The organism is Salirhabdus sp. Marseille-P4669, from assembly GCF_900240405.1.
Classification (GTDB): domain Bacteria; phylum Bacillota; class Bacilli; order Bacillales; family Alkalibacillaceae; genus OEQK01.
This window is the reverse complement of the sequence record NZ_OEQK01000003.1, coordinates 348,082-374,098: the sequence shown is the minus strand read 5'-3', so window position 1 is coordinate 374,098 and position 26,017 is coordinate 348,082. Positions and strand designations below refer to the sequence as shown.

Here is a 26,017-nt window from a genome sequence, read left to right as displayed (position 1 = left end):
GTTTGCATATAAAACAAATAATTTTTCTAATATTTGATATAATTTACCTAGATAAATAGAATTAGATGATTCATGTACCAGGGGGAACGATACATAATGGATAAGAGAGAATTTCAAATAGAACAAGAGATACTGGATGAAACCATTAGACGCATTGAGGATCGCACCTATTTTGTCGGTGAACTCATTAATAAAAAGAAAAAGCAATTCCAACAAAATACAAATGTAACTGGTGATGAGGTCGCCCTTGAAGCTGGTAAAAAGGAATTAAGCCTACTGGATAAAGCGATAAAGGAACCGTATTTTGGTCGAATTGATATTGATTCAAAGGATTTTGGCAAAGAAGTATTTTACATTGGAAAGCAAGGGGTAAAGGATAGTAATGATGATGTAATTGTTGTCGATTGGCGTAAGCCTCTCGCATCGCTCTATTATAATTTTACACCGGGATTTCCTAGACAGGAATACATCGTAGAAGATGAAAACTCGAATAACTTCTATAAATACGAAGCCGATGTATTACAAAAGCGAGAATATACGATAGAAAACAAGAAAATTAAGAAAATCAACCAGCTTGTTGCAAATGAAAACAGTTCTGAAAACAAAACGTATTCCGATAAGGGAGAAGAGCTAACGGTCACGGATGACTTCTTGAAGGACCTTATTGAGAAAAACGAGACAACTGGATATTTAAAAGAAATCATCGCAACAATTCAGAAGGAACAAAATATCGCAATACGTAAGCCATTAAACCAAAACCTCATTATTCAAGGGGTTGCAGGTTCAGGGAAATCATCCATTGCACTACACCGCATCTCCTATTTGTTGTATAACAATAAAAAATTAGAACCTAGGGATATTTTAATCTTGGGTCCTTCGAAAATGTTTATTAGTTCGTTTAAGGAGCTTCTTCCTAATCTTAATGTGACTGGGATAAATCAGTCTACTTTTCAGGATTTTGCCCTACAGCATTTACAGAAATATATTGGAACGAAAGTGTTTGATAGTTACCAAGAATTCTTCGAGAAGACCGTCTTTAATTCCAAGAACAAGGTAGAGGAGCAAATTATTGAATTCAAAGGCTCTGAAGAATTCATTGTTGTAATGGACATTTATTTGAGAGAATACAAAGCGAATTACTCAAGCCATTTCCGCACACTTACCATTTCGGATCATGTGTTAACGGCAGATGAATTGATGAAAATTTACGGGGGCTATGCCTATTTGCCATTTGCTCAGCGTGTAGAGAAATTTATGTCGCATGTAGAAAATAGTTTTCTCGATTATTTAAAGGAAAAGGTAAAAGTGGTCGAGGAGCAGTATCGATTTGTTACAGATACCTTTCTATCAAATGGAGGCTTAACAAAGGGCGAATTACTCCAAATGAAGCAAAAGATGGAGGAGATTCGAGACTATAAAATTCGAAAATATAATGATGAAATAAAGCAAGGACTTAGCGAGTGGAAGCGAAAGATGAAGGTTCCTGATCCAGTTACGATGTACCAGCAAGTCCTAACACCTGAAGTTCTTACATCATTCCAGCATGAGGTTGGTACGGATGTCATTAATAGTTTCAAATATAACAAAAATAAGAACCTTAATTATTTCGATTTACCACCACTTCTATATATTTATTTTACGCTATATGATGAGCCAAAGAGGTTCTCTCATATCGTCATTGATGAAGCACAGGACTTTAGTTATGTACATTTTGCCGTATTGAAAATGTTCACGAAAACAATGACTATCCTAGGGGATACAGATCAGGCTATCTTCATGAATTATGGTCAAACGGACTGGAATCGAGTGAAGCGTCTCCTATTCAAAAATAAGGATGATATGCTACTAAATATGTCAACAAGCTATCGCTCCACTAAAGAAATAATTGAAGTAGCGAATCAAGTATTACTCAATCAATTTTCAGATCATCAGCTGATTACGCCGATTAATAGAAGCGGCCCAGCATTAGAGGTTGAGGAGGTTCGGAATGGTCAGGATCTCCTACAAAACATTGATTCGCTAATTAATGAGTGGAAAAGTAAATATAAGCGGATTGCTATCATTCACAAGGATGAGGGAAGAGCGAAGAAGTTAAGCGAATATCTAAAGAAAAACTATGAAAATGATATTGTTTATGTACAACCTGATTCAACAATTCAGGAAGGATTTGTTTCCGTGCTTGCTTCGTATAACAGCAAAGGGATGGAATTTGACGCAGTTATACTCGTTAATGTGAATGAAGACTCTTTCCCTAATGATGACTTACACGCTAGGTTACTATATGTATTGTTAACAAGAGCACAGCAGCAGGTGAAGATATTCTATCAGGATACGCCTTCCTTATTGTTAGATGGTGTTGTGGAGAGAAAGCCTAAGCTGGTTTCTACGTTTGATGATATTCTTTAATATCTTAAAAATAAAAGTATTTCGTCTAGAAAAATGGATAAACTTAATAATCACGATCAAGAAGTACTCGAGTGCCGAGTGCTTCTTTTTTATTGCTCGAATAACGGACAAAACTACTACATATGTAATTAGAAGTATATATGGAGGTGAAGAAATGGGGCATACATATAAGGATTATGTAGTAACGGAGAAAATTAAATATCAAGGTGATCAAGCAAATAACTTACGATATCTATTGGAAATCCCACTTAAAACTAGAAAAGAACAAATGGTTTTGGTTATTATGAAAAATCCAAGTCTTGCAAATAAAAACAAATCCGATCACACAATTAATCGTGTTCTAAAGTTCTGCTATACAAAGGGATATAGTAAGGTTTTTGTGATGAATCTCTATGCTTACTATTCTACAGATCCTAAAGGCATTGCAAAATTAATACATAATAATCAAGAACATTTGGCGATTGGCTGTGAAAACGATTCCTTATTGTTGGAACTATCAAAGCATGTAGATGACATTATTGTTGCTTGGGGAAGTAATACCTTTGGATGTACTTCTAAATACAAAAAACGGATTAAGGATGTTACTAAACTATTAGAAGGAAAGAATCTATTTTATGTAGAAAAGGTTAGTAAATGTAGTTGGTATCCTAAACATGCGCAGGTATGGAGTACAAATAGTGGGATAAATATGCATGTGTGGAAACCACCTTTTTAAAAGGAGTTGAACTGGTATGATCGGTAGAAGAAAAAAAGAAGTGTGGGTTAATATTGATATCCCAACTAGGAAGTTCACAATTCATACGGAATGTACTTATACAAAAAATATGAAGGAAACGGAGTATAAAGGTATTGAGAGATTAAAAAGAGACGGGGGATGGGTAAGCTTTAAGAGCAAGGATGCAGCTATAAAATGCCATAATCAAAAGTTTGAGGATTATAGTGTAACTAGCCATTGTGGATAACTAAATGTAAATTACTGTTTAGCCATTTTTCTATGTACTCGTACATGAAAGATGGCTTTTGATTATTTAAATAGAATTCATCAAATGTTAAAATATGGAGGAAAATCACTAATTTTGTTGAATGCTTATTAGAGAGAAAGTAATTTACTAAATAGGAGTGTCAATTTGAATGCTTTAAATGTGTTTATAGTAATTATTGTGATAATTAGTGTTTTCCTGACAATGCCTTCTGTGAAAGGCAAAATTGGAGAAGCAAAGGTAGCTTTTTTGTTAGAAAGATTGGATAAGAATACATACATTGTATTTAATGATTTATTAGTTCCTAAGGCAAATGGAAAAACGACACAGATAGATCATGTTGTAATATCTGTGTATGGTATATTTGTAATAGAAACCAAGAATTATAAAGGTTGGATCTTTGGTAACGAGAAAAACAAATATTGGACTCAACAAATATATCAAAGAAAAGAACGATTCTATAATCCAGTATGGCAAAATTTTGGGCATATAAAATCATTGGAAACTATTTTAGGTGAATTTAGTAATTCAATTTATTCTATCGTTACATTTAGTGGAAAGGCAACGCTGAAGAAAATTTCAGTAAGCTCTCCATATGTCCATATAATTAACAGTATTCAAGTGGTAAAGACAATTAAAAATTATCAGAAAAAAGTCTTGTCTAATAGTGATGTTCAAAATGTTGTAAATCATTTAAATAATTTAGGTAATAACAAAGAATCAGCTAAACGTCATGTCAAGCAAATTAAAGAGACTCAAAAACAAATTAAAAACAAAGTGAAATCTAACATTTGCCCTAGATGTGGTGGAGGCTTAGTTCAGAGAAAAGGGAAGTATGGGAGTTTTGCGGGATGTAGTAATTTTCCGAAGTGTAGGTTTGTTTCGTCTTAAAAAGTTTCTGGATAAAGAGTTTTTGGAGTGTTTTATATGGATATAGAAGAATTAAAACAATCGATAAAAAATTTAACCATATGGAAAAAGGGGAACCAAAGAGCCCCTCATAAGCCACTACTTATTTTGTATGCATTGGGAAAACTAAAAAGTGATGTAAGATTATTACCTTATAAAGAAGTGGGAAAAGACCTAAAGCAATTGTTAATAGAATTCGGACCATTAAGAAAATCATATCACCCTGAAGAGCCATTTGTTAGATTAACACGTGATGGGATTTGGGAACTTGATGCAGAAGTAAATTTTTCGGATCCAAGACACAGGCTTTTATTAGATAAAGAAATTAGCGGTGGATTTACAATTGAAGTATTTAATTTGTTGAAACAAAATTTAAAATACATACCTGAAATAGCTCAAATTATTTTAGAGCAACATTTTCCAAGTACTTTTCATGATGATATCTTGGAAGCTGTTGGTCTTGACTTTAATCACTCGATAAAGAATAAGAGAGACTCCAAATTTCGAGATAAGGTTTTAAGAGCATACGGTTATAGTTGTGCTATTTGTGGTTTTAATGTAAGACTCGCTCATAAGCTGGTTGGAATTGAAGCGGCACATATAAAGTGGCATCAAGCTGGCGGCCCGGATATTGAAGGAAATGGTTTGGCTCTTTGCTCATTACATCATAAGCTATTTGATAGAGGTGTCTTTACAATCAATAATGATAGAAGAATGATTGTTTCTCAAGATGCACATGGAACACATGGATTTGAAGAGTGGTTAATGCGTTATCATGGGGAAGTTATTAGAGAACCAATTGAACATCTTTATCAACCAAGTGAATCGTATATTCATTGGCATGTTAAAGAAGTGTTTAAGGGACCTGAGAGATATATAATTAGTTAATAAGTACTTGGCTAATAAAATAGGAGAAATATTTATGGATAATAAGAAAAAGTTAATCGTTAACTCGGATAAAGGTAATTTACTTAATGAATTAATAAGGTCAATTAAGGAGTGTAAGAAGTTTTACTTTAGTGTTGCATTTATTAATTTTAGTGGGTTTCAATTATTACTTGATACATTTAAAGAGGCAGAAGATCAAGGGAAAATGGGGAAAATTTTAACCTCAACGTATCTGAATTTTACAGATGTAAAGGCATTAGAAAAGATAAGAGAGTTTAACAATATAGATCTGAAAGTATTTGTAACGGATAGAGAAATTGGGTTTCATACAAAAGTTTACATCTTTGAAAATGAGGATCATTATAAAGTAATAATTGGATCTTCTAATATTACTCAAAGTGCCTTAAAGAGTAATATTGAATGGAATGTTCAATTAATAGAAAAAGATAATAGCATCTTTATTAATGATGTTTTTAGAGAATTTGATACCCTATGGAAACAGAGTGATATAGCAGATGAAGAGTTTATCAATGATTATAAGGAATTTATAGAAAACATTAAGCAAAACATACCAACATATAAAAACGTTATTTATGAGAATAGCAAGTATATTGTTCCAAATAGGATGCAAAAACAAGCTATGGAAAATTTAGAACGATTAAGAATGTTTGACCAAAAAAAGGCATTAGTAATATCCGCTACTGGTACAGGTAAAACATATATGTCTGCATTTGATGTTAAAAGTTTTAAACCAAAAAGACTTTTGTTCATTGTACATAGAGAGGAAATCCTAAAGAAAGCAAAAGAAACTTTCGAAACTCTAATAGTTAATCAGAATATTTCATTTGGTTTATTAACTGGTAATAGTAAAGAAAAAAATGCGGATTATGTATTTACTACAATCCAAACATTATCTAAATGTTATAAAGAGTTTAAACCCGATGAGTTTGAGTATATCATTTTTGATGAAGCTCACCATGCAACAAGCCCTTCTTATCAAGTAGTGATGAAATATTTCGATCCAAAGTTTACTTTAGGTATGACAGCTACTCCTGAAAGAAGTGATCACAATAATGTTTTTGATTTGTTTGATAATAATGTAGCAATAGAAGTGCGTCTTCATGATGCTTTAGCTGACGATTTGATTATCCCTTTTCATTATTTTGGAATTACAGATATAGAGGGAATTGATTTAAGTGATGTTTCGATTGATGATATTGCTGAAGTTACCAAAAGACTTAAGGTAAATGAACGAGTTGATTTCATTATTGAAAAAATGGAATTTTACAGTCATGATGGGGAAAAGCGAAAATGCTTAGGTTTCTGTGCAAGTATTGAACATGCTGAATATATGGCAAATGAATTTAATAAACGAGGATACAAAAGTGTTAGTTTACATGGTGATCATACTGTTGAAACTCGTGATCGATACATTCGAAAACTGGAAAATGATCAAGATGATTTAGAGTTTATCTTTACAGTAGATATTTTTAATGAAGGAGTGGATATTCCTTCTGTAAATTTAGTGTTAATGTTACGACCAACTAATTCTCCAATCATATTTATTCAACAGTTAGGAAGAGGATTAAGAAAGTGGGAAGATAAAAGTTTCTTAACAGTACTGGACTTTATTGGAAACCATAGTAAAGTATTTTTGATTGCAATTGCGCTAAATGGAAGTCGATATTATGATAAAGAAAGTTTGAAGGTTGCAATTGCTACTGGATTTGCTAATATTCCTGGTGCAACACATATACAGATGGATGAAATATCACAGGAGCGTATCCTTCAGCAAATTGATAAAGAGAATTTTAACTCAATGAAATACTTAAAGGAAGAATATTATGAGTTTAAGAAGCTGAATCAGGGTAGAATTCCGATTTATTTAATGGATTATATAAAATATGATGGAGCTCCTGATCCAGTCAAGTTTATTAATAAGGAAAAAACATATCTGCAGTTTGTTGCTAAAGTAGAGAAAGATGATACATTGAAAAGTCTTTTGGTAAATGATGTTTTTGATAGTACTTTAAAGGAGCTTTCAAGTAAATTACCACTAAAAAGAATCAATGAATTTGTTATATTGAAATATCTAATGGTAGAAGAAGTAATTACTCTAAATACAGCAAAATCAGAAATCAATAAAATGGTTGATTATGTGGATGATGATAGTGTTCTTCATTCTTTTGAATATTTAAACCAGAATTTTTACGATAGCTTACAAATAAAAAACAAAGAAAAATTAGTTCATTTTGAAAGCGATAGGTTAGTAAAAACTAAATCTTTTGAGATGTTATTAAAAAATGAGGATTACCGTTCATATATAGATGATATCCTAACATATGGGATTTTTCGTTATGAGAAAGAGTTTAAGAGAAAGTATTACGGATACCCTCACTTCAAACTATATGAACAATATCAGATGGTAGATGCGGCATTACTATCTAACTTCAGAAAAACTCATAGTGCTTTTCGAGGGTCTGGGGTTTTAGCTAATGGAAAGGATTACTTTTTGTACATCGATTTACATAAAGAAGAGGATATTAAAGAGAGTATAAATTATAAAGATAAGTTTATAAATGAACGTTATTTTCAGTGGGAATCCCAAAATAGTACAACACAACAGTCAGAAAGAGGTAAAAACATAATATTTAACAGAGATAGAGGAATTAACCTTCATCTTTTTGTAAGAAAATATAAAGAAATAGACGGGAAAACAGAGCCTTATATTTATATTGGAAAAGGAAACACCATTAAATATGAAGGAGAACGCCCGATTACTTGTATTATTGAGCTTGAAAATGAAGTTCCTGCAAACTTATATACAGAGTTTACAAAAAAAGTATAAGCTTCTATATGAACTGCCCCCTGTCAAGTAGACAGGTAAAAAAACAAAATATTATGCCATGTATGATTCTCATGCATGGCATTTTTATGCTGGAATTTTTAGCCCCATTTTCAACGTCACGCGCTTTGTATTAAAGAATTCTATATATTGTTTAATATCATTCTTTAATTCTTCAAATGTTTCATAGCTGCTTAACCGATACATTTCTTCCTTGATAATTCCCCAAAAGTTCTCCATTGGACCGTTATCAATACATTTACCAACACGTGACATACTTTGTGTAATTTGGTGTTTTTCTACAAAGTTCTTAAAGCTATGTGAAGTGTACTGAAAGCCGCGATCACTATGTAATAAAGTTTTCGTTGGTATGATGATCTCTTCAATCTGATTGACAGTATCATGAACTAAGGCATTATTATTATGTCTGGATAATTGATAGGCTACAATTTTATTTTCACCGTAATCCAAGATTGCACTTAAATAAGCTTTTGAATGACCTCCGTACTTAAATTCAGTGACATCTGTTAATAAGACTTACATTGTGTTATAGTCTGCTTGAAATTCTCTATTTAGGACATTTTCAGCTACATGTTGCGGTTTATGTGGCTTATAGTTGTAACGTTTCCGGCGGATAACGGCTTTTATTTCTAATAACTTCATCAAGCGATAAACACATTTATGGTTCACTTGAGCGTTAAGGAAATGATTGAGATAAATCGTGATTCGGCGATAACCATAAATCCCTTTATGTTCTTCATAAACTCTTTGAATTAAGTTGATCAAGTGTCTTAAACGCTTCTCTGTTTCCGTTGGTTTGCGATTTAACCACTTATAATAACCCGAGCGACTCACATCCAAAGCTTCACACAGTAAGCTTATTTTGAACCCCTTTTTTTCGAGCTTTTTGATTGTTTGGAATTCTGCTTCATACCTTGTCTGCGTAACATCAACTCTCTTTCCGTTTCTTCTAACTTTTTTAATGCAATATTCTCTGTTTCTAAGTATTCATTACGGGCTTTTAGGGCAGCGATTTCAGTTCGTAACTTTTCTTCTTCTGTTTGGATAGAGGTTGGCTTTCCTTGTCCACGTCCATCAACAAGTCCATCTGGACCATATCTTTTGTATTTTTTAGTCCATGCATAAACATTATTATAGGAGACGTGATATTTTTCAGCAGTCTCTTTATAAGATAGATAATTAGCTAAACAATCTTTGACAATCTCCATTTTTTCTTCACGTGTTGTTTTTCTACTTTTCATTGTATACACCTCGGGTTTTGGAGAATAATTTCTTAATTCCTCCCCCTCAGTATACTTGATTATCCATTTCCTCACAGTTTCATAAGCTGGAATATTATATTTACGAGCTAATTGGCTGATAGAGGTCTCTTTTCCCATGTACTCTTTAACAACAGAGAGCTTAAACTCTTTACTATATTGATTATTAACCGTCTTCGTTTGAATGCCTGCAAGACCATGTTTCTGGTATCTCAGTACTTTATTATTAAATGCCGATTCACTTAATAACAAACCATTTTCTTCCCTTAATTCATTAAAACTAAGTCCCTCATTAAGATACATTTGGATAAATCTTTCAAGTTCGTTAACTGTATGTTTACTATTAGAACGCATAAAAATATCCCCCTAAAGTAGTTTTGTTTTTTAAGTGTCTACTTTAGGGGGAGCATATCAATATAGCTTATACTTTTTCTTTAATTAATAATTCAACAGCAGGAATATCCGCAGGTGCCCATTTCAAAGAATTTAGATTCTCTCTCTTGAGCCAGATTAATTTAGAATGCTCATTTGCTTTGGGTTGTCCACTAATAATTTTTGCTTTGATTGCAATTAAGTTAATGATAAACTTTTCATATTCATGTGTAATGTTATTATGTAATTCTATAGTTTGTATTTTACAGTCTAATTCTTCATCTATTTCTCTTATAAGAGCAGTAAATATATCTTCTTCTTGTTTTACCTTCCCACCAGGAAACTCCCACAAGTTTGGTATCGACATTTTTGGTGATCGAAGTGCACAAAGTATTTCTTTTTCCTCATTTTCGATGATAGCTGCAACTACTTTTACAGTCTTTTTCATATTAACCTCCATCTTGTCATTTATCTCTAACAGCAAGTTGAGTAAATTCAACCCCAAGAGTATGAATTACTATCACTCTTGGGGTATTATTCTAAAAGCAGAGTCTTTTTTAAATTAATCTCTATCCCCAAAAGGCACAATATCTACCAAATACGGCTTAGAAGGTAAGAGGTCTCCATTTTTATCTAAGACAGGACCATATACAATACATTGTCCTTTCTTCAGATTATTTAACCGAGCTTCCCATTCTTTTCGTTCAGATGCATCCTGAGTAATGTTGGATGCGATAGAAGATACTTCATTCTCCATTGGTGCGAAGTATATTTTCATGGCTGCATTTTGTAGACGGTTTACTTGATCGGTTGAAAATCCGCCTTTTAAGAATTGGGTTGCAAACCATCCGGACCAACCAAATTTTCTTCCTTCTACAAGTATTTTAGAGCTTGGAGAATCGCCGCTAAAATCAAGACGTTGAGATTCATCAAGGATGACAGGGAATGGTAAGTTTTTATTACCATGCTGTAATTTGTAATACCATAAATCCCATAGAATGAACTCTGTAATCATCTTCTGAACATCTGGTGTATATCCAGTTAATTGAACAATAAACACTTTTCCTTTTTCTTTTTCTAGGAAGGACCAGTCAAAGTTTTCCTTATATTCAAATGGATTTTTATCAATCAATAAATTCATCTGAGATAATGCTGTTTTGGCAGGACCAGATCCATCTTCCTCTAAGTAATCACGAAGTAGTCTTAAGTTCATTTGTTCATCGTGAAGGGACATTCCTTTCATAACAGCCTGATAAATAGAATTTAATTGCTGTGGTCCAAGTGTTGTGTATATGGAGCTTATGACATTCTTTATCCGCTCCGCCACATCTGAATCATCTTCCTTAACAGTAACACCAACATCTAGCTCTTTTAGATTTCGTTTAAATGGGTTTACTGGGAACTTTTTCGCCAATACGATAAATTGCTCTAAGTTGTCCCCTAGGTTCTCTTTAAACTCATCCTCAAGCTGAGAACTTTTAAAACCATCTGTATAATCAATAATCATACTCGATATACCATGCTGTGCAAGCTCAGCAAGTAGGCATTGGATAAAATATGTTTTCCCTTGACCAGAACGTCCTGTAATAAATAAGTGTCGATTTGGTAAGCCAGGGTTGCCAAATTCCCAATTAATCATATGGTTGGAACCATGAAGCTTACCGATTGGAATACGAATATTCTCAAGCTCTATTCCTTGTGTGCTAGAGTCAGATTCGTAATTCGTATCGTTTTCCATTGCCTCTATCACTTTAGGCTCTGAATTGGTTTGAGTTTCTTCGGTATCTGTAGTGCTTCCTGTTACATAATTAGTAGTATCCTCTGCTGCAATCTCATGTTCTTCCTCTATTTGATACTGTACCCCATTAACACTGTCTTCCTCTATGAACTCATCGTTTTCTTCATCTAAAATCGTAGCTTCATTAGATGTCTGATCTAGTATTTCCTCATTATGATCGATCTGCTCAGATAAAGCCTCCCAATTTGCGGGTTCATACATTGTGAATAGCATTTTTTCTGGTACAAAGTCCATGTATCCTTTTTGCATTTTATCCAGAATTTCTTCCATATCTGTTGCTAAACCGACATATGCATCTTCTTCAATGAAAGTAAGCTTTAATGTATTATCCTCAATATGGGCGGATCGGAAGCCATGATCTTTACGGAATGTTAATACCGCGCTTTGTCCGATAATGCCTTCTAAATGCTGGCCAATATAGAAGTCATCGTTTAACAGCTTTGGTTTTAGTGCATGAATTCCCTCGTACTTTTCATCTGACCAAAGACCATTGGAATGAAGCTTCTTAGCATTCGATAACAAAATTTGCGCAAAGAAATTTCGGTAGAAGCTTTTCTTAAAGCTCGCCTCACCAGGCTCATCTACTAAAAATGTCTTGAATAGCTTCGTTGTTTTCTTAATTTGTATGTTTGCTTTCTTCGTTTGAAGTCTGCCTATTTTCACTTCTACTGGATAGAAGTGAAGAAATAGCTGCTCTTCTATTTTCTCCACGCCCATCATTAATATATCATCACTATGCTTTCCACTAGAGCTCAAGTTCTTCGTAGAGAAGATACCTTCGCTTTTGGTTAGCTTAATAGCGGAAGCGACACGAAGAATTTCCTCTAGTGATACAGGAATCCAAGTAATATTCGGATGGTATAAGTAATTCTCAAGAAACTTCATAGCAGCTACAAGACTAATTTTTTCTCTTGCTAGATGTCCTTTGCTTCCGATAATGCTTAGTAGCCATTCCCCATTAATAGAGTTAAACGACTTAATAGCCAAATCAATATTTTTCGGTGTTACACTAACTTTTTCCTTAATATAATCGGTAATGACTTTCTTATATTGATTGGATTTGTTTGTCACCGTTATGGCATCATAGCGATCTGATGAAGTGTGCTGGTCGTTATAATGAATAACCAATAAATTTTGACTTGATTTTTGGAAAAAGTCCAAATCTACACCAGGATCAATAAAGGTAACCCAGGAAGAAGCTTGATATAATCTTTCTAGCAAGCTTTTTGCCTCTGTTGATGTGCTCATTACAATAGATTTGTTTTTGCTATAGGAATTCTTTCCTTCGTTTTGCATGTTATAAGACAATTCGTTGTAGCATGCAGCAATATCTACTAATGAATTAGTAGAATCTGTTGGTGCATTTAGTAAACCAAAACCAGACCGATAATCAGAGCCACTTGAAATGGAAACAACAGAGGAGAGCAATCCATTTAATGCAATTCCTGTTTCCATTTTATGAACCTCGTGTGATGCGTCGATGTCCTGATTCGGCAGCTTGAAAAACGAAATATGTGCATATTGGAATTCTGTATCTGGTGTCAGGTCATTTTTAAAATAGTGAATGTTTTCTCTGATCATCCTTAAGACATCGACTGAATCGAATTCCTTCGAGCTTAAATTAATATTGAATTCTGCTTCGATTTCAGCTGGAGTCTGTAAGGTAGATAATAGTTCAAACGAGCTGATGGATTCCACATTATCTCGGTATAAGGCAACCTCGATAGGAATTAACCCATTTCGGCCGTTCGCTTCTAAACGTTTCTTTAAAAAGCTAAAAATGCCTCGGACCACTTCTTTATCATTATGAATTTCTATAATATTTAATAGAAGAGGGGAGTTGGCACTTTCTAAAAATAGATAATCAAAGTGCGAGATATATTGTTTTATTTTCTCTTCTACAACGTTCGCTAAAAATTCATTTGCTGTCCCAACTGTAATTAGTTTTTCAGGCTCATATTTATACCATTCTGCGTACTGTGCATCCATACTTGGACGATAGAGCTCGTCCTGCTGTGAATAAAGAAACGGTAATAGATTCTGTGGATGCAATCGATCGAGAATGGGGTTATCTAATTCTTCATCCTGAATGGTGCTTGTCAAATTAAGTTGATATGCAACATTTAATGGGTGAAGGGGAGATAACCAAATCTTTCCGTTTGATACAATAGTACCGAGCTTAAATAAATTCTTTTGTTCTTGTCGAAGCAGGGAGTGTTCCTCAATTGCTTGAATTTCATTCTTTACCGCTTCTACATAATCTCGCGCTAGTGGCATTAGCTCCTTATCCATATAGCTTAAGCTAGGAATTCGTTTCTGTTTACGGAAATAATCCAAATAAGCATCGTACGTCTCTCGAACCGCATCCGGCAGTTGGAAGTCTTCCACAATCTCGTCATGATTCATATAATAGTAGTTCTTTTCTACCCAATCCTGTTCCAATAGAAGGAATGCTTTGTAATCTTCATATAGATAATATGTATTCGTGCCTGCACGTAAGCGATCATTTTCTAAATAAAAATGCTCTTGTCGTTCTCTTTTTAATTTCCAAACACGTTTTGGCTGAATAGGATAAGCCTTTGTATCCGTATCTTTTAATTGAAACTGAAGGTATAAATCATGGATTTCAATTGTAAAGGATAAGGAATCATCATCCCAAGCACCGGCCTCTACATCAAGTAATAGCTGCTGGTTCTCTTCCTTATGAATGGTTTCATATGCTTCATTGATTGTATGTTCAACGACATTCTCACCAGAACCAATAGAGATTTTTTCACCCTGGTATTTTAAGAATAATCCTTTTTCAGAGCCTCTTGCGCGCACCTCAAAGAATGGTTCAATGCCTTCCAGCATGTCCATGGAAAAAGGTACAATACAGAAGTTAAATTCATAAGCAGACTGATTTTCCTTGTTATGCTTATATTTAATTTGATAAAAATCAATCTCTTCCGTAGTAGGAAGGGTAACCTTTAATTTTTTACCACTAGCTACTGTATACTTCTCACTTAATTGATTCACAAACTGTTTTCTTAAGAAATCATCAAACTCGAATTGCATTTCAATCGAATCTGCTTGCTTATCATTAAAGACAATAATATGTCTTTTTCTATTTCCTGCTTTTGTGTCCGCATGCGGGCGCTCCCAGTAAGCTACATGTTTATTAAGCTTTTTGGTTTCACTGCTTATATAACCTAGTGCTTTTTTTACATTGTTGTGTGCTTCCCGAACTGGAGCGAATTGATTCTGATACCAGTCATCTCTTTTTAGTTTTGGTATCATTTTTTCATCAAATTTTCCTTCGAATTCTGTATCAAAGGTCTCGTAGTCGTGTATCCGTTTCACTTGCTCGAATAAACGATTATTCTCCTGCAATCGAGCTCTTATATCAGACGGCTTAATATAGGAGTCCTTACCTAATTCTTTATCAGGGAAAAGGTAAAGCTCTTTAAAGTCCTTTTCTTCAATAGTTCCTTTGTTTATTAGAGAAATGACCTCGGCATAATCCCAGATAGAGGTTTGAATAACGAATTCCTCAAGCTTTCGATCAAGGTGAAACTTTATGATTTCCTTTTCTGCGGTAGAAAGGACCTCATTATAATCAAGTTCCTCTTTAATATAATCTGTAATACTTTGAATATTAAAAGGCATACCCTTTTGCTGCAGGTTTTTACTACCGCCTTGAATACTATCAAGAGATAGATGGGAAATAACGATTAAGGCAGTACGCTCCCATTTGCCCTCTTGTTCACTAACAAGATTACGAATGGTAACAAGAAAATCTGGTGTAATGTCATTAATGGTAGCTCCAACTACAACCTTCACCTTGCCAACCTTGATGGCAAACGTTTTGTATGGAGATCCTTTTTCGTGCTGATATTCAAATATTTCCGCCTCTGGCATGTCCATTAACGTTGCATAAAAATCCTGTACATGCTTTTCTTCATCAAATTGGAGATAGAATCGTTCCCCGCGTTGAACGTTCTGATCCTTAAGGAACGTGATTAATTTTTTGGCCATATAGTTATAAAATTCGTTTAACATACTGTGCATCACCACTATCACTTTTTTTCTCAATAAGATTCAACTTGTTAAATAATTCAATAATTTCTTCCTTCGAATATCGATCAAAGAAAACACCACGTTTTTCATATTCTACAAATAGTTGTTTTAAAGAAATCTTCTCTTCCTTGTTAACGGCTAACGCAGTTAAAAGAATTAAGAAGTCTTGGGTTACGTTTAACGTATTTCCAAGAGAACCTCTTGTTTTCAAAAAGTACACTCTTCCAATTTCATTGATTGCTAGAGCGTAACGGTATTTGGTTTCTTTTGATAACCCACGAGTTAATTGTTGATGTAGCTGTCGATATGCTTCTGGTAGTGTATTCTTCTTCTCAATCTCATTTTGATTCCCTAAAACGATTTCGGTATATTCTAATGTCCAGTCATACAGGTCATTCAAAATTTTAGCTTGTTCATCCGAATCTAATTTTTCAAACCGTTCCACTAGTTCTGGATAAGATAAATTTTCTGTATCCAAAATAAAATTCAAGTGCTCTAATGTATTCGCATGATCCAAAAGCTTCCTCGCATTGTCTGTAATGATCTTGAAACCAGTAGTAACAGCTTGACGATTTCGATTTGTCGATTCCCAATCCAAATTGTAATAAATTGGGGTAGTGGAGGTGACATCCATTTCCTCAAACTTATTCATTTTCAATGTTAATTGAGTTATTGAATAAAAATAATAATAAGCTAGAAATAGATTAATATGATTCATAAAGAAATCTCGGTTAGATAATAATGTTTCTAAATCCTTCTGAAATAGCTCCTGTATAAACGGCAATGTTGGATTAAATTTTTTATTATTCTCATTTTTTGCTAGCTTCGGCATTTGATCATGGATGAGCCTTGCTAACACATGATCATTGTCTTGAAGCTTCAAAATTTCCTCAAACTTACTAGAATCCCGATTTAATAGGGCGTCGTAAATATATTGAGCAATCTCTTCTTCACCTTGTAACTCCTTGGTATTAGTTAAAGGGATATATTTAAACATGATAGGATGGAAGAGTCTTATAGAATTGCCCTTAAATAAATAGTCCTCCAAAATACGCTCTAAATGCTTTTGGTCTTGTTTATCCAGTTGTACTTCGGAAACCATGTTGCGAATAATTTCTTCCTTATCCATCTCTAGGTCATATTTTACCTTTTCAATATTGCGGAAAAATTGCCCTAGAACAGGTTGGAAGCCGTTTTTAAATTTTGCCCTTTCTGGATTTCTTGTTTGAAAGGGTAAGAGCTGTACCCGTTTATTGATGTTATGCTTTAAGATTCGTTTTCCATTTTTTTCTTTAATATTTAATGCGTTTCGTAATTCTTGTAGAGTACTCATGAAGTTTAAACCTCCTTACTAAATGAGTAGGCTTCAAAGTCAGGATCATATCTTAAATGGAAAGATAGTTTATGTTCTAAGTCTTTTATTAGTACTTCATTTTGTTGGCCACCATAAGGAAGCAATTTATCAATGAAATCAATAAATTGGATAGAATTTTCTCTATCCTTCTTGTTTAATCGATAGCCATTTAGAACCCGAACCACTAACTGGTAGAGAGGCAAGTCAATCTCCACTTTATGAATCTCAGTAATCGGTACACAGCTAAATCCTAAGAATAGGGTTGTTGTAAATCGTTCTACAATTTCATCACTCTCTGTCTTTATCGTAAGCGGTGCTTTTCTTAGCTGTAATGGCTCTGCGATACGAATGCCATTTCCTTCTTTATCAATGTATAGGTAATTCGCCTTTGGACTTCCTTTCCAAAGATAAATGGCTCTTTCAATTTCATAATACAAATCCTGTAGCATTGGTTTTTTGTCTGTATTATAGGCAAATAAATATTTCACATAGTTTTCATACACATTATCTCGAAATGCTTGTTGCAAATGAGATTCATAAAGAAAAGTAGAGCGGATGAATAGCTCACTTAATTCTCTTTTCGTATCTTTATCTAACAAGCCTACTTCTTCAATAGGTTCTAGTAAATTAATCCAGTTTTGAGCAGCTTGATCATAAATGACATCTCTAAAGAAAATATAATAGCTGCCTGTATTGTGCAGACTAATCAGCTTTTCGTCGATTTCTTTAACCCGAGTATGTATAGGGTCATGATTCGCAATCATACGTAGAAAATGAGATTTCTCCTTTCCTTCAAATAAGAGATTAGGTAAAAGACTTTCTAGCATGTCTACAAAGTCGGAAGTTCGAATCTCATCTAAAGATGTAGGAACGAGAATGTCATAAATAAAGTTTAATAGTGCCCGAGAAGAAACAATCACTTTATCTTGAATAACCATTTTTATAATAAGTTGAATGATTTGCTCCTGTACGGATTTACTAGAAAACATCTCGTAATTTACGAGTAATGGGTTTACTTTTAACTCTTCCTTATCCTTTAGATAGGCTTTATAAAAAGGATTCTCTTCAGTTTGCTCTGTAATACGTTGGAATAGCTCAGAAAGATAATCCGATTTCGGGCCTTCAGGAGTAAGCTCAAAGGACTTATAATCTCCAAAGTTCACCAATGCAAAATGCTGACTATCATCTGGTGTAGTAATGGCATTTACATCAAAGACATTGGCGTTCATAACATATTCCTTAAGCTTACGGTATTGTTCATCTGCGTATGGTGATTCAATAAAATTGTGTAATACACCTAAATTAATCGCTAAGATCCTCTTTTCATTACTTGAGTCAATATTTTCGTCCGAGAAGGCAGATAGTACTTCGGCTAGTGTATCTAATGAATTCTTTTTGGGATCAAAGCTTTCCGTTGCATCATTATGTATTTTAAATTGGTCCATTATATCCGGCATGGTAGAGGATAAATGAGCTAGGAGATGGGATTTTCCATCACCAACACTACCACAAAGGAATATTAACTTACTGCCACTTTCGTTTACACTATTGTGTACATGGTTTTCTAACTTTTCTTCAATTGGTCGCTTAACATGAAGGTACTTTTTAAAGGCACTTAGACCCTTGTATCCTTCAACCGCATCCTGAGAAGATTCTCGAAGCTTATTTAATTGATAAAGTAATCGAGAACCATGTAGTTTTGGCATATCACTGTCCTGTGTAGCATCGTAGACATTTTCTTCTTGAGAGCTACTTTCATCATTGGAGGCAGCAGTGATATTAATTTGTTCTAAGTAGTTTGGTAGATATTGTTTCAAAATTTCTTTAATTCGCTTATCTACTTGCGCTTCCATATTTTCTGGTTTTGGATCTTGATATTCAGGTACGACAAAATCATAGCTTATATAAGATTCTGCATACCACTTAAATAACGTATATAAATTAAAATGGACTTTCAATCCGTCGGAGAAAGGGATTGTTTTTTTATCATGCACGGCTGTATTTCCCATTCTTCTTATTCGATCAAAAGCCTTAAACAATTCTTCATTAATAACTCCTGATTCCTTTAGGAGCATCACTCGTACAGCATGCTTTTCAAACTCGGGATAGTCCATATCTTCCTTTTGAAAGACTTCCTTGATTAGGTACTCAGTTAGTTTTCTCGCTTTCATTAAAGCGGCTTCCATATCGGTGAATAACAATTTTTCAAAGTCTCTAGCAATTTTTGCCCATTCGTCATTTACATCTTGAACAAATGCAAATGCGTATTCTTGCTTTCCCATAACTGACCTCCGTTTAATTTTAAAACTTTTATATTAATAATTTAGTCTGCAATGTAAATAGAAGGAAAATACAAATAATGCTAATTAATTATAACATATTTCCCTATAGGAATTCAGTGGTTATAGTAGATTTGAAGGATATTAAGTCTATTAACTTATCTTAGACATATTAGATGGGAATTATTCGGATTGGAGAGAAATAGTAGAGATATTAAGAGGACATTTTTACAATGTAATAAAAATCTTGTGTTTCGTTTGTAAATGAAAGGCAATTTCCATCTTTTAATAAACATCAATATTAACGATTAAACAAAAAATGCGCAGAAAATTTCTGCGCATTTTTGTTGTTTTCTCTTGTTATCCTTCTCTCTACTTCCATTTTACCACGTCTCACAAGCTATTTATAGACTACTCTTTTTATATTTCCATAATATACTGTTAATGTAATGCACAAATTAAAATATAAGGAGTGTATGGGTATGAATAACAAAACAGATGTCCTCGATAAAGGACCTTTTTTTCATGGTACGAAAGCCGAACTGAAAATTGGAGATTTATTAGAACCTCAACACTTATCCAATTATCAAGATAAAAAATCGAATTATATATATTTTACTGCAACATTAAATGCCGCTAAATGGGGGGCTGAATTAGCAAGGTCTAATGCAAGTGAACGGATATATATTGTGGAGCCATTAGGAGAGTTTGAAAATGATCCGAACGTAACGGACAAGAGATTTCCTGGAAACCCAACTCGTTCTTATCGATCTAAATCTCCTTTGAAAATAGTAGCTGAATTAGGCTCATGGGAACGACATTCTGATGAAGAAATAAATCAAATGCGTACCTCTTTAAAAAAGTTAAGTGAACAAGGGAAAAATGTGATATATGATTAATCCTTAAAAGCGAACAAAGAAAAGGAGCGTTGAGTAACAATTCAACGCTCCTTTTCTTTATTATTTACCTTATTATAACTGAACAATAGATGTACAAGACCAACTATTATGAAGATAATGAAATAGGTTGGTAGGAAACGGTCTATAACGAATAACGTTATATCAAAATCCTTAAATTTGGCATCTAAATATTCAAGGAAAAGGCTAGCTGCTAAACTAAATAAATTGTTAAATAGTATAATAGAATACGTTTTTAAGCGTGTGATTTTTATGTAAAGTAAAGTTAAACTTACTAGAGTAAATCCAGCAGAAAAATAAATAGAGCCTATCCATATTGCGTATTCAAGGCTAACATCCATTCCTGATCCGATGTACTTTAGAAGATTTACGCTGTTAAAAAGTAGTAAAATAACTGCTAATAGGTTAACAAAACCTGTCTTCTTCTTTTTTAAAATAAAGTATATAATTGGACTCAACACGGATAACAATATAAACATTAACTAACGTTCTCCCTTATCTCTGTTAGATCAAAAAACACAATTAACTTATTTTACCATATATAAGTTAATTTTCCCAAAATTCTTTTCCATTTGGAATGTAGAAAGGATTTCATTTTGAACTACTATTTTTATTAAAATAGTAGTTTTGTTTTCTTTACATTCTTCTGTTTACCAAGAACAGTTAATCCTTCCCGTTATCTCAAAAATATAAAACTTATGATATATTAGTATTATTTAAAAAGTTTTAGCAAAATATTCTCTAAATTTAGCAATAATCATTATCTATTCTACTATTGGAGGTACTAGATTTGAAAAAGTTAATTTGTCTTATAACAATTCTATTCTTAATCGGATGCAATGCGGAAGCTTCTGACAATGGGAAAAGTGAAACAGTTAGGTATCAAGCGGAAGGGGAGTCCATGTATCCGACATTTGAAAACGGGGATGTGTTACATGTAGACCAATCTTACTATAAGAAAAACGAGGTAAAACGGGGAGATATTATCGTTTTTAAGAATGCGGAATCAACTTATATGAAAAGGGTAATTGGATTACCTAACGAGACGATTCTCGTTGAAAATGGCGAGATTTATATAGATGGGAAACCGATCGAGGCTGAGTATATAAGTGAGGAAATAAGTGATTTTGGAGAAGTCATCATACCCGAGGACTCTTATTTTGTCATTGGGGATAATGCAATGATTAGTAAGGATAGCCGTAACGGATTAGGGTTTATAACCTCGGATCAAATTGAGGGGAAAGTTATGAATGATTAATCTCTTAAAAAGATAGAATACGTTTACTAGGGAGGGAAAAAAATGCATTGTCCAAAATGCCTAACGAAAGTAATAGAGCAAGCGAACTTCTGCCACATTTGTGGGCTTGATTTAAACTATCAATCGGAGCTTAGGATGCTGCGCGGAGAAGTAAAGGAATTAAAAGAGCTTTTGTTGAAAACTTTACAAATAGACACAACGTCACAAAATGCACCTAAACCGAACGATGTAAAAGTAAGAATTACGAGCATCATTCATGAGATTGGGGTACCAGCTCATATTAAAGGATTCAATTATCTAAAGGATGCCGTTTATATGGTTTATGAGGATCGGGAATTACTTGGGGGAATCACGAAGGTGTTATATCCTACAATTGCAAAGAAATACAATACCACCTCAAGTCGTGTGGAGCGTGCGATTCGGCACTCTATCGAAGTCGCATGGAGCAGGGGGAGTGCGGAAGGGTTCTCCAAGCTATATGGTTACGCGATCAATATGAAAAATGAAAAACCGAACAACTCTGATTTTATCGCAATGATTGCAGAGAAGATTAGGATGGATGAGGAACTTGGATCGTTTCGAAATAGGGAGGAGGTCATGGATGAGGAAGCGTGATTTGTGTTATATGGTGCCGTTTCTGATATGCTCTATGGCCGAAGCAAATGTTTCTTTCCGATTACTTTGATAAGCTTATTATCAATAATAGATTTTTCTATTCAAACTTTCACGTTGCTAGAACTAGTTGATTTCGGCTAGTTCTTTTTTATTGGCTACTGTTTCTATCTATTACGGTTTTGTTTATACTAGAAATAAAGATTGAATGCTGTTGCGGAATACAAATAGAAGGAAGTGAAAGCTAATGGATGATAAGCAGGATAGAGAATTAAGAGAAGCGATTGAAGACATCTTCATAGGTTTAGAAGCGGAAGAGGAAAGAATGCGTGCTTATAAGGAAAAGAAATATTGGCAAGAGATAACCTTGCCTTTTGGTTTACAGAATGGATTGGAACGACTAACAAAGGATGACTTGAATGATATTCGAAGGAAACTAAACCTTGTAGGGTTAAGCAGTTTAAACAAGGGACAGTTGATCAAGAAACTTACGGAGATAATACCAGAAAAGCTATTCGATACATTATTCCTCCTAGACGAGGAACGGTATAGGTTACTAAAAAAGGCTGCACATAATCAGGGTGTTGTACCAATAGAAGATACGTTTTCCTTAGAGAAAGTGGAGTCATTTTGGAAACGTGGAATACTATTTCCTGCTATACACGCGGGACGTAAAGTCCTTGTTATGCCAACGGAGTTACAGGAGCGTTTTTTAAAGGTAGACAATCAAGATGTTCAAAAAGTAATAAAACGCAATACCGAATGGATTCAATTGTCGTACGGGATGCTATTTTATTACGGAATATTAGCTAGAACGCAACTAAAACTCTTGCTTGGACGCTACGGGATAGAGGTAGAAGATAATATCCATTTTCATCAGGTTCTATCATCGTCTATCGATTATTATGGATGGATTGAAAATCAAACCGCGGGATATATTCATTTAGATGTTGACGATGGAAGAGCTTTACTAGATGCACAGTTACAACGAGATGAAATCGATTATTATCCTTTTACGAAGCAGCAGTTACGGAAAGCGAGTGCACCAAATTTTATCGAGAAAACACCTGAAGTTAAAGCATTTATGGAATTCATTCATGACTATTATGAGATTTCTCAAAAGGATCTGGATGGAATAACAGCGGAGCTTATTTGTATAGTGAAGAATGGCGAAAATTTAAATGAGGGAATCGAATTTTTACAAATTATATTTGAAAGTCCAACGATGGAATTTTTGCAAGAGTTAGTTGATAAAGTAGCCGTACTCCATAATAACACACGTATGTGGATGTTAAAGGGATATACACCTATTGAGGTAAGGAAGAAGCGGGAGCTACAAGAATCTAAGGACTCGAATGTTATCGATTTTGCTAGTCGTAAGAAGATTGGACGGAATGATCCTTGTCCATGCGGGAGTGGAAAGAAATATAAGAAATGCTGCGGAAAATAGAAATCATAGAACTGGCCGGTAAAGGAGAATAATGATGAATGACAACGAAATTCGCTGGAGACAGATTTTTGATAACTACGATAAAGCATTCATAGAGTTAAATCATGTTAAGGATCGGATATTTGAAAACAACCTAGAGAAGGCAGGGTATATTCATTATTTTGAGATTGCATTTAATCTCGCGAATCGGGTGATGTTTGCTTACTTAGAAGCAAAAGAGAGATTTACAGAGGATTATCACCTAGCTGTTAAGGAATTGGCAGGGGAAGGGATTATTCGCGATTCGCATACATGGTATAAAGTAGAAAACCGTAAGAAGTTGCCTTTATTTCTTCATAAAAATGAAATGTTGTTTGATGAATTGATTTATGACATTACGGAAACCTATATACCTGAGTTTACGTATTTTTGGGAGAGATTGAAGGAGATACGTTAAGCCCTCGTTAAAGCAGGAATACGAACAGATGATATCGAAATACATAATGGATAAAATACACGTATCGGAGGATATCCAATATGGTCATGCAACGTGTTAGTTTAATTACAATAGGAGCAGTTCATGTGCCTACGCTTCGTGCCTTTTATAAAGGCCTTGGTTGGGAGGAAACAGAATTTAGTTCAGATGACTATGCATCTTTTAAAACAGCTGGTGTGATGCTTTCTATTTTCCCAATCGAAGAACTAGCAAAGGACGCAGGAATTGATATGAGTCTTGCTACCGATACCTATCGTGGTGTTACGTTTGCAATTAATGTAAATGAGCCTCAAGAAGTAGATGACACTATGGAAGAAATCCGAAAAGCAGGTGGGAAAATTGTAAGAGAACCAAGTGATGCTTTCTGGGGAGGAAGAACAGCATATTTTGCTGACCCAGAAAATAACCTGTGGGAGGTTGCTTGGAACCCATCATCAGTATTTGATGAACGTGGTGCAATGATTTCCTACTAACTTTTTCAAAACGGAGCTTTTCTTCAAGATGGAGAAAAGCTCCATTTTTTCGTGATTAATTGAAGTGAGTGGACGTTTGTAATAGTGGGGAGGGAGAATCCAGTGCATTTAGGGTATCCAATAGCTACAGGGAATACGGCGGAAATTTATTTGGTGGAGAACAAAATTGTAAAAGTTTTTCACGATGCTTTACCAAATACGGAATCTATGAAAGAAGCAACGAAGCAAGAATATGCCTACTCTTGCGGACTTCCTGTACCGAAGATTTTAGAAGTTACGAAAATAAATGGAAAACAAGCGATTATGATGGAATATATTAAGGGTGAGACTTTAGGAGATTTGTTTTTTCGTGATAAGGAAAGGTTAGAATTCTACCTAAATCTTTCTATCGATATGCAACGTAAAATACATAGCGTTATTCCAGATAGCATCGAATCAATGCAAGATAAACTAACCCGACAAATTGAGTCGCTAACGTGCATCAATCCGAGGCAAAAAGCATCTCTGTTGAACAAATTAACATCCATGTCCTATGAGAAAAGGCTCTGCCATGGGGACTTTCATTTATTTAATTTGATTAAATGTGATAATCGTGTAGTTATTTTGGATTGGGTTGATGCAAGTAGCGGAGATATTCGTGGGGATATTTATCGAACGTATCTACTATATTACCAATTTTCAACTGAACTAGCCGAAACATATTTACGACTCTATTGTGAAAGGAGTGGAGTATTGGAGTCGGATGTAATGCAGTGGGCTCCCATTATAGCAGCGGCAAGGTTATCGGAACAGGTATCCTCTGATAATGCGGAGCAACTAATGGAGATTGTGAATAGCAGTCTGGAATAAAGTCAATTAAGCTTGAAAGGAGTGAACGGAATGAAGGAAATAAACAAATATATTGATTCCGTATTTTATAACCAAGATCCAATTTTAGAGGAAGTTCTTCGTTCAATTAAAGAAAATGGAATGCGCTCCATTTCAGTATCCCCATCAACTGGGAAGCTTTTATCCATGCTTGTATCTATTTCAGGAGCAAAACATGTGCTTGAAATAGGGGCGCTTGGGGGCTATAGTGGAATTTGCCTTGCGAGAGGATTAGGTAGAGATGGGAAATTAACCTCTCTGGAATTAGTGGAGAGATACGCAGACTTGGCCCATAACAATTTAGCTAAAGCCGGTTTTGGTGACCAAGTTTCCTATATGGTGGGACCGGCTTTGGAAAGTTTAGAACAGCTTGTAGGTGAAGAGAAGCAATTCGACTTTTTCTTCATTGATGCTGACAAAGAAAATTACGAAAGCTATTTGAACTATTGTGTTAAACTAGCGCAAAATGGGGCCCTCATCGTTTGTGATAACGTACTAGCGCGAGGTACTGTTGCAGATGATTCAGCAGAACCCACAAAACATACGGAATTCATGAAAAGGTTTAATCAAACAGTTGCGAATCATCCCCAATTAGAATCGGTTCTTATGCCAATTGGAGATGGGCTGACTATTTCGAGAGTGAGAAAGTAAGATAAGCAAGTAGAAAGATGGAGGATGGATAAATGGTGCGGTTTATATGAAAAAGTACAATTTTGTTTGTCCTCTTCAAATAGATTTTATTAGTGCGACTGTTTGATTTTCACTTTTTTGATTAGCAAATTGGTGTGAAATACA

General features: G+C 34.4%; 21 protein-coding genes and 1 pseudogene. 14 read left to right on the top strand and 8 right to left on the bottom strand.

Translation table 11 applies throughout. The annotated features are described in order from the left end of the window. Positions 1-96 precede the first annotated feature (96 nt). From C1A05_RS08430 to C1A05_RS08405, 6 genes are all read left to right on the top strand, one after another. Positions 97-2,406 carry a HelD family protein gene (locus C1A05_RS08430; RefSeq protein WP_159462038.1) on the top strand — a complete coding sequence of 770 codons (2,310 nt, stop codon included), beginning with the start codon at positions 97-99 and terminating at the stop codon, positions 2,404-2,406. Positions 2,407-2,560: 154 nt separating this feature from the next. Beyond that, positions 2,561-3,121, top strand: coding sequence for a DUF1643 domain-containing protein (locus C1A05_RS08425; protein WP_159462037.1), 561 nt, complete (start codon positions 2,561-2,563; stop codon positions 3,119-3,121). Between the two features lie 16 nt (positions 3,122-3,137). Then, a complete protein-coding gene (locus C1A05_RS08420) occupies positions 3,138-3,368 on the top strand; it encodes a hypothetical protein (protein WP_102027757.1) in 231 nt (76 codons plus the stop codon). A gap of 165 nt (positions 3,369-3,533) precedes the next feature. Next, a complete protein-coding gene (locus tag C1A05_RS08415) occupies positions 3,534-4,277 on the top strand; it encodes an NERD domain-containing protein (RefSeq protein WP_234998425.1) in 744 nt (247 codons plus the stop codon). 36 nt (positions 4,278-4,313) lie between these two features. Further along, on the top strand, positions 4,314-5,183 hold the full coding sequence (locus C1A05_RS08410; protein ID WP_102027756.1) for a phosphorothioated DNA-binding restriction endonuclease: 870 nt from the start codon (positions 4,314-4,316) through the stop codon (positions 5,181-5,183). A 34-nt stretch (positions 5,184-5,217) separates the two neighbouring features. Then, positions 5,218-8,031 (top strand): DEAD/DEAH box helicase, encoded by a 2,814-nt coding sequence (locus C1A05_RS08405; protein WP_102027755.1) that lies wholly within the window; start codon positions 5,218-5,220, stop codon positions 8,029-8,031. A gap of 84 nt (positions 8,032-8,115) precedes the next feature. On the opposite strand, the pseudogene C1A05_RS08400 reads toward C1A05_RS08405, so the two are convergent. From C1A05_RS08400 to dptF, 7 genes and pseudogenes are all read right to left on the bottom strand, one after another. After that, positions 8,116-8,547: pseudogene (locus tag C1A05_RS08400) on the bottom strand (transposase); the annotation flags it as partial. A gap of 18 nt (positions 8,548-8,565) precedes the next feature. After that, a complete protein-coding gene (locus tag C1A05_RS08395; RefSeq protein WP_159462036.1) occupies positions 8,566-8,883 on the bottom strand; it encodes an IS3 family transposase in 318 nt (105 codons plus the stop codon). A 23-nt stretch (positions 8,884-8,906) separates the two neighbouring features. After that, positions 8,907-9,662 (bottom strand): helix-turn-helix domain-containing protein, encoded by a 756-nt coding sequence (locus C1A05_RS08390; RefSeq protein ID WP_102027752.1) that lies wholly within the window; start codon positions 9,660-9,662, stop codon positions 8,907-8,909. Between the two features lie 67 nt (positions 9,663-9,729). Continuing rightward, positions 9,730-10,128, bottom strand: a complete 399-nt coding sequence (locus C1A05_RS08385; protein ID WP_102027751.1) for a (deoxy)nucleoside triphosphate pyrophosphohydrolase — start codon at positions 10,126-10,128, stop codon at positions 9,730-9,732. 114 nt (positions 10,129-10,242) lie between these two features. After that, a complete protein-coding gene (gene dptH, locus C1A05_RS18275) occupies positions 10,243-15,519 on the bottom strand; it encodes a DNA phosphorothioation-dependent restriction protein DptH (protein ID WP_234998422.1) in 5,277 nt (1,758 codons plus the stop codon). Next, the gene (dptG, locus tag C1A05_RS08375; protein ID WP_102027749.1) at positions 15,500-16,870 is read right to left on the bottom strand and encodes a DNA phosphorothioation-dependent restriction protein DptG; all 1,371 of its coding nucleotides are present in this window, start codon (positions 16,868-16,870) and stop codon (positions 15,500-15,502) included. Before dptG ends, dptH begins: the two co-directional genes overlap by 20 nt. Positions 16,871-16,875: 5 nt before the next feature. Beyond that, positions 16,876-19,173 (bottom strand): DNA phosphorothioation-dependent restriction protein DptF, encoded by a 2,298-nt coding sequence (gene dptF, locus C1A05_RS08370; RefSeq protein ID WP_102027748.1) that lies wholly within the window; start codon positions 19,171-19,173, stop codon positions 16,876-16,878. 479 nt (positions 19,174-19,652) lie between these two features. On the opposite strand from dptF, the gene arr reads away from it, so the two are divergent. Beyond that, positions 19,653-20,069: an NAD(+)--rifampin ADP-ribosyltransferase gene (gene arr, locus C1A05_RS08365; protein WP_102027747.1), complete on the top strand. Its 417-nt coding sequence runs from the start codon at positions 19,653-19,655 to the stop codon at positions 20,067-20,069. Between the two features lie 41 nt (positions 20,070-20,110). On the opposite strand, the gene C1A05_RS08360 is transcribed toward arr, so the two are convergent. Then, entirely contained in the window at positions 20,111-20,566 is a 456-nt protein-coding gene (locus tag C1A05_RS08360) for a hypothetical protein (RefSeq protein ID WP_102027746.1), read from the bottom strand. Positions 20,567-20,877: 311 nt separating this feature from the next. Here C1A05_RS08360 and lepB point away from each other — a divergent pair, with 311 nt between their 5' ends. The 7 genes from lepB (at position 20,878) to C1A05_RS08325 (ending at position 25,873) form a co-directional block, all read left to right on the top strand. Next, positions 20,878-21,345, top strand: coding sequence for a signal peptidase I (gene lepB / locus C1A05_RS08355; protein ID WP_102027745.1), 468 nt, complete (start codon positions 20,878-20,880; stop codon positions 21,343-21,345). 42 nt (positions 21,346-21,387) lie between these two features. After that, a complete protein-coding gene (locus tag C1A05_RS08350) occupies positions 21,388-21,960 on the top strand; it encodes a sporulation initiation factor Spo0A C-terminal domain-containing protein (protein ID WP_102027744.1) in 573 nt (190 codons plus the stop codon). A 244-nt stretch (positions 21,961-22,204) separates the two neighbouring features. Next, complete coding sequence (locus C1A05_RS08345; protein WP_102027743.1) at positions 22,205-23,407, top strand: YecA family protein; 1,203 nt, start codon at positions 22,205-22,207, stop codon at positions 23,405-23,407. Positions 23,408-23,441: 34 nt separating this feature from the next. Then, positions 23,442-23,843, top strand: a complete 402-nt coding sequence (locus C1A05_RS08340; protein ID WP_159462035.1) for a nucleotidyltransferase substrate binding protein — start codon at positions 23,442-23,444, stop codon at positions 23,841-23,843. 80 nt (positions 23,844-23,923) lie between these two features. Beyond that, positions 23,924-24,355 carry a VOC family protein gene (locus C1A05_RS08335; protein ID WP_102027741.1) on the top strand — a complete coding sequence of 144 codons (432 nt, stop codon included), beginning with the start codon at positions 23,924-23,926 and terminating at the stop codon, positions 24,353-24,355. Between the two features lie 102 nt (positions 24,356-24,457). Next, a complete protein-coding gene (locus C1A05_RS08330) occupies positions 24,458-25,204 on the top strand; it encodes a phosphotransferase family protein (protein ID WP_102027740.1) in 747 nt (248 codons plus the stop codon). A gap of 30 nt (positions 25,205-25,234) precedes the next feature. Then, on the top strand, positions 25,235-25,873 hold the full coding sequence (locus C1A05_RS08325) for an O-methyltransferase (RefSeq protein WP_102027739.1): 639 nt from the start codon (positions 25,235-25,237) through the stop codon (positions 25,871-25,873). The last annotated feature ends 144 nt before the right edge of the window (positions 25,874-26,017 follow it).